At 65.3% G+C, this 6,382-nt stretch carries 3 protein-coding genes; 2 read left to right on the forward strand and 1 reads right to left on the reverse strand.

The window, feature by feature from the left end; all coding sequences use genetic code 11:
• Positions 1-262: 262 nt before the first annotated feature.
• Positions 263-5,041 carry an NAD-glutamate dehydrogenase gene (locus EOA29_RS21370; protein ID WP_127221440.1) on the reverse strand — a complete coding sequence of 1,593 codons (4,779 nt, stop codon included), beginning with the start codon at positions 5,039-5,041 and terminating at the stop codon, positions 263-265.
• 128 nt (positions 5,042-5,169) lie between these two features.
• On the opposite strand from EOA29_RS21370, the gene EOA29_RS21375 reads away from it, so the two are divergent.
• Positions 5,170-5,733: a peroxidase-related enzyme gene (locus tag EOA29_RS21375; protein ID WP_126091308.1), complete on the forward strand. Its 564-nt coding sequence runs from the start codon at positions 5,170-5,172 to the stop codon at positions 5,731-5,733.
• A gap of 231 nt (positions 5,734-5,964) precedes the next feature.
• The gene (locus EOA29_RS21380; RefSeq protein ID WP_126091307.1) at positions 5,965-6,288 is read left to right on the forward strand and encodes a YciI family protein; all 324 of its coding nucleotides are present in this window, start codon (positions 5,965-5,967) and stop codon (positions 6,286-6,288) included.
• Positions 6,289-6,382: the final 94 nt, after the last annotated feature.

Here is a 6,382-nt window from a genome sequence, read left to right on the forward strand (position 1 = left end):
ACGAAGCCCAAGGCGACGGCTGGGCCGAAATCCAACCAGACGGCTCCATCATGGGCCAAATCTGCTTTCACAACGGCGACGAAGCCGACTTCACCGCCCGAAAGTGGACTTCTTCAACAGCCTGCTAAAGCGCGTCGCCTGAATCCGCTTCAGCGCGACGCGCTTTAAGGGTGGTCTCCGCCCTACGAAGCCCCCTCTCCGGCCGCTTCGCGGCCACCTCTCCCCCGCTTTGGCGGGGGCGAGGAACCCAGGCCTTCAAAGCTCACATCCCCGTCAGATCGGTCATCAGGCCCGACGCCACCGACAGCCGCGACACGGTGATGTCGCCGCCTTCGGTGAGTGCCTGCAGCCGCTCGCGAATGCGCGCGACACGCTCGCCGCCGGCCTCCAGCCAGGCCGCGACCGGATCCGCCGCCTTGCCATGGCCGGTGAGCGCCGCGACCGCAATGCCGCGCCTTGCCGCGCCGATCGTGTCCATCGCGCGCGACAGCGCCAGTTGATCGTAATAGTCCGGCGGCGTGATCGAGCGCGCGGCCTCCTCGACCCGTGGGATGCGGAAGGCATCGCTGACGGCGAAGAAGGCCTTGGCCGCGCCGACGATGTCGGCGCCGGCCGTGCGCGCGGTGAGCGCGATGTCCGGGATGAGTTCCGCCACTTCGGCGAGCGCCAGTTGTCCAGCCAGCTTCTCGGGCGCGCCGTTCTTGAACAGGCCGTGCCGCCGCTCCTCGATCCGCTCGCGCGAGAAGGCCGGCAGCAGCGACGCCAGTTTCGGCTCCAACGCCTTGCGCGCGTCATGCAGTTCGCCGATGCGCTGGCTGAGCGGGGCGGCGCCTGCCTCGTTCTTCAGGTACCAGCCGCTGGTCATGAAGATAAGCCGGCTGACCGCCTGATAGAAATCGAGCTGGATCTGGCCGTCGACCTGGCTGTCGAGCGCGTCGATCTCCCTGTAGAGCGCAGGCAGCGCGAAGCCGTCGCGGACCACGGCGAAGGTCCGCACCACGTCGGCCGCGGTGCGGCCCGTGGCTTCCTGCAGCCGGTTGACGAAGGAAGGCCCGCCGCGGTTGACGAGGTCGTTGGCGACGACGCGCGCGATGATTTCGCGCCGCAGCCGGTGGTCGCGGATTTCGCCGGCGAATTTCTTTGCCATGCGCTCCGGGAAATAGCCCATCAGGTCGCGGTCGAAATGCGGATCGTCCGGCACGTCGCTGGCGACGATGTCGGAGAACAGCACGATCTTGGCATAGGCAAGCAGCACGCCGAGCTCGGCCCTGGTCAGCGGCTCCCCGCGCGCCTCGCGCTCGGCAAGGGCTGCGGGCGAAGGCAGCGTCTCGACCGCTCGGTCGAGCAGGCCGCGCGCTTCCAGTGCCGTCATGAAGCGGGCCTGGTGCGCGATGTCGGCCAGCCCGCGCTTGCGCGCCATCGAGAGCGCCAGCGTCTGCTGGTAGTTGTTGGAGAGCACCAGCCCGCTCACCTCGTCGGTCATCTCGGCGAGCAGCTTGTTGCGCGCGGGCCGGGCCAGCGAGCCTTTGCGCATGGCGGATGCCAGCGCGATCTTGATGTTGACCTCGACGTCCGAGCAATTGACGCCGCCCGAATTGTCGATGGCGTCGGAGTTGCAGCGGCCGCCATTCATGCCGAACTCGATGCGCGCCCGCTGCGTGACGCCGAGATTGGCGCCCTCGCCGATGACCTTGGCGCGCACGTCGAGCGCGGTGACGCGGATGGCGTCGTTGGCGCGGTCGCCGACATCCTGGTTGGTTTCGCCGGAGGCCCTGACATAAGTGCCGATGCCGCCGAACCACAAAAGGTCGACCGGCGCCTTGAGGATGGTGTTGATGATCTCCACCGGCGTCGCGGTGGTCTTGCCAAGGCCGATCGCGGCGGCCGCCGCCGGCGGCAGCGTGATCGACTTCTGGCTGCGCGAGACGATGACGCCGCCTTCCGACAGTTTCGACTTGTCGTAGTCCTGCCAGGACGAGCGCGGCAGCGCGAACATGCGCTGGCGCTCGGCAAGCGAAGCCGCGACATCCGGATCGGGATCGATGAAGATGTCGCGATGATCGAAGGCGGCGATCAGCCTGGTCTGCGGCGACAACAGCATGCCGTTGCCGAACACGTCGCCCGACATGTCGCCGACGCCGACCACGGTGAAGGGCGAGGCCTGAATGTCGCGGTTCATCTCGCGGAAATGCCGCTTGACCGCTTCCCACGCGCCCTTGGCGGTGATGCCCATCTTCTTGTGGTCGTAGCCGGCCGAGCCGCCGCTGGCGAAGGCATCGTCCAGCCAGAAGCCGTGCTTCTCGGAGATGGCGTTGGCGGTGTCGGAGAAGGTCGCCGTGCCCTTGTCGGCGGCGACGACGAAATAGGGATCGTCAGGATCGCGACGCACCACGCCGGCCGGCGGGATGACGCCGTCGACGCCAATATTGTCGGTGATCGAAAGCAGGCTGGAGACGAAGTTCTTGTAGGCCGAGGTGCCGGCCTCGAAGATTGCGTCGCGCCCGGCGCTCATTGGCAGCTTCTTCGGATAGAAGCCGCCCTTGGCGCCGACCGGCACGATGACCGCGTTCTTGACCTGCTGCGCCTTGACCAGGCCGAGCACCTCGGTGCGGTAGTCCTGGGCGCGATCCGACCAGCGCAGGCCGCCGCGCGCCACCGGGCCGAAGCGCAGATGCACGCCCTCGACCTCGGAGCCATAGACGAAGAGCTCGCGCCATGGCCGCGGAGCCGGCAGGCCGTCGACCGCCTGCGAGTCGAGCTTGATCGCCAGCGACTGCCCCTTCTCCTTCGTATCGGCTACGAAATGATTGGTGCGCAGCGAGGCTTCGATGAGGTTGAGGTAGCGGCGGATGATGGTGTCGTCGTCGATGTTGGGCACCTCTTCCAGCGCGTCCTTGATCTTGGCCTTGAGGTGCTTGGCGGCGACCACGCCTTCGGTTTCGGCCGTCGGCCCGAGGCGTGCGACAAACAGCTGATGCAGGCCGCGCGCGATCTCCGGATAGCGGTTGAGCGCGGCGGCGATGAAATCCTGGCTCTGCGGAATGCCCGCCTGCTGCAGGTAACGGCCATAGGCGCGCAAGATGGCGATCTCGCTCGACCACAGCCCGGCGGTCTGGGCAAGCCCGTTATAGCCGTCATTGTCGACATCGCCGCGCCAGACCGCCAGGAAGGCATCCTCGAACAGCGCGCCGCCGTCGGACAGATCGATTGCCTTGCCGTAGCTGTTCTCGAGTTCCATGTCGTGGATGAAGACCCTGCCGGAACCTTCATCGGCGATCTCGAAGGTGCGCTCGCTGATGACGCGGAAGCCGATGTTTTCCAGCACCGGAACGCGACGCGACAGCGCCACCGGACTGCCGTAATGGTAGATCTTCAGCGCCGCCTGGTGCGGCTTCCGGTCGGCGCGGCGGTAATAGTCGATGGCGATCGGATGGTCGGGGCCGATTGCGGCGATGCGTCCGGCATCGGCCAGCGCCACCGAAGCCGAAAAGGTATCGCGGTAGCTTTCCGGGAACCGCGCTGCGATGCCCTTCAGCATCGGATCGCTGCCGGCCGCCTCCGCCGCCTCGGAAAGCGCGTCTTCCCAGGTTCGCACGATGTCGCGGATAGCCGCCTCGACGGCGGCCTGATCGATCTTCGGGGTTTTGCCGCCGGAACGGCCGATGATGAAATGCACGCGCGCCAGCCCGCCCTCGGGGAAGGCCGGGTAGTAGGCCGACAGCCGGCCCTCGAACACGGTCTTGAGATAGGTGCCGATCTTCTCGCGCACGACGCTATCGTAGCGGTCGCGCGGCACGAACACGAGGACGGACACGAAGCGGTCGAACTGGTCGAGACGGATCAGCGCCCGCACGCGCGGACGCTCGATCAGGCCGAGAATGGCGCTGGCGTGCTTCCTCAAGATAGGCACCGGGACCTGGAAGAGCTCATCGCGCGGATAGCTCTCCAGCACGTTGATGAGCGCCTTGCCGGAATGGTCGCTCGGATTGAAGCCGGACTTGGCGATGATCGTTTCGGCCTTCGAGCGCAGATAGGGGATCTTCATCACCGAGCGGGTATAGGCGGTCGAGGTGAACATGCCGACGATGCGCAGTTCACCGGCAAGCGCGCCCTTGGCCGTATAGGTCTTGATGCCGATGTAATCGAGGTAGATGCGGCGATGCACGGAGGACTTGGCATTCGCCTTGGTGACGATCAGCGGTTCAGGCCCGTGCAGGAAGGCACGGATTTCCGGCGTCGTCGTCACCGCCTCGGTGCCGCGCCGCAACACCAGCACATCGGGATCGGACAGGATGCCGAGACCTGGCTTGTCGGCGCGCTCAAGCGTGCCGCTCTCTTCGCCACCGACATATTTGAACTCACGCATGCCGAGAAAGGTGAAATTATCGTCGCGCAGCCATTCGAGGAAGGCGATCGCTTCGGCGACGCTGTTCTTGTCGAGCGGCACGGCCGAATAGCGGAATTCGGAAATGGCCTGGTCGAGGCGGGCGAGCATCCGTTTCCAGTCGGTGACGGCGCCGCGGACCTGGTTGAGTATCTTGCGCAGCCGCTCGGCGAGCGCGCGCGCCTGCTCCGCGGTGAGCCGCGGGATATGGACATGAACGACGCTCAGCCGGTCATGATCGTCGACGTCCCTGCCGCCGTCGCCCAGGATCTCGACGACGCCGTTCTTACCGTGCCGAACCGTCATGATCGGGTGGGTCACCAGCGTCGGCTCGCCGGCGGTCTCGGCGATCTCGCCGAGGATGGAATCGAACAGGAACGGCATGTTGTCGTTGACGACGGTGATGACCGTGACCGGCCTGCCGCCGCAGGAAACGCCTGAATCGGCTTCGATCGCGACGACGCTCTCGCCCTTCTTGTGGCTGGCCACCGCCCGGCTCGCGAGGTCGGCAGCGCGCTCCAGGTCGGCCACGTCATAGGCCGCGACATCCTCGGCCGGCGCACGAGCAAGCAGGTGGTCGGCAAGCCTCGCTGGCTTCTCTTCCGCTTTCACGGCGGCTGCGGCTCTCTTCTTCGGCTTGGATTTCACGCTGGCCATGACGCCAATTCCCTCCCGTGGCATGCTTTTGCGACTATGGTAGCCAGATGACTGCCGTTTGGCGACAAAGGTTTGACGACGTTTTAAAAAATTCGAACCAACGCCATCGCCCTGCAAGGAGAACGACCATGACCAACAGGATTACCGCGCTCGACCTGGTCCAGGCGGAGCTCGGCGAGGCGACAAAGGCCTATTTCGCCAAATGCGAGGAGAAGCTCGGCCTCGTTCCCAACGTGCTTCTGGCTTACGCCTTCGACGAGAAGAAGCTGCGCGCCTTCACCGACATGTACAACGACCTGATGCTCGGCGATTCCGGCCTGTCGAAGCTGGAGCGCGAGATGATCGCGGTGGTCGTCTCATCGATCAACCACTGCTTCTACTGCCTGACCGCGCATGGCGCGGCGGTGCGCCAGCTTTCCGGTCACCCGGCGCTTGGCGAGATGATGGTGATGAATTTCCGCGCCGCGGACCTGCCCCTTCGCCAGCGCGCGATGCTGGAGTTCGCGGTCAAGCTGACGGAAGAGCCGGCCAAGATCGTCGAGGCCGACCGAGCCACCTTGCGCCAGGCCGGCTTTACCGACCGCGATATCTGGGACATCGCTTCGACCGCCGCCTTCTTCAACATGTCGAACCGGGTGGCGGCTGCCGTCGACATGCGGCCGAACCCCGAATACCATGCCATGGCAAGGTGAGGCTTATCAGCCTCATATTAGCATCTGCGAATTTTGATTTGCCCGCCCCGCCGTTTGGTCCGATGATCAACGATTGCGGCATGGCCGCATATCGGATTGCGGCATGGCCGCATGTCGCTAAAGCAATTCCAGGAAAAGTGAGAAACGGTTTCCCGCCCGGAATTGCGCCAAAACAGAAATAGCGCGGCGTGGCCGCATGCCGGTTCAACGCCGCAGACAAGGGAGGAGAACATGGCGAAATTTCTCTATGTCTATCATGGCTCCGGCAAGATGCCGACCGATGAGGCCGAACGCAAAGCAGCGATGGATGCCTGGACCGGCTGGTACGGCAAGCTCGGCCAGGCCGTGGTCGACGGCGGCAATCCGGTCGGCATGTCGAGAACGGTGTTGCCCGGCGGCAAGGTCGAGAACAATGGCGGCAGCAATCCGACCGCCGGCTACACGATCGTCGAGGCGAAGGACATCGACGATGCCGTCGCCAAGGCCAAGGATTGCCCGATCCTGACGAACCCGGCCTTCACCGTCGAGATCGCGCCGATCATCGAGATGATGTGATGGTCGAGGGGCGCCCATGAATGCCGCGTGCCGGGTGAGCCGGTAGCCAACGAAGAGGCGGTGCGACCACCGATGGGGTTCGCCCCTATGAAGC

This window comes from Mesorhizobium sp. M1E.F.Ca.ET.063.01.1.1, from assembly GCF_003998155.1.
GTDB lineage: Bacteria > Pseudomonadota > Alphaproteobacteria > Rhizobiales > Rhizobiaceae > Mesorhizobium.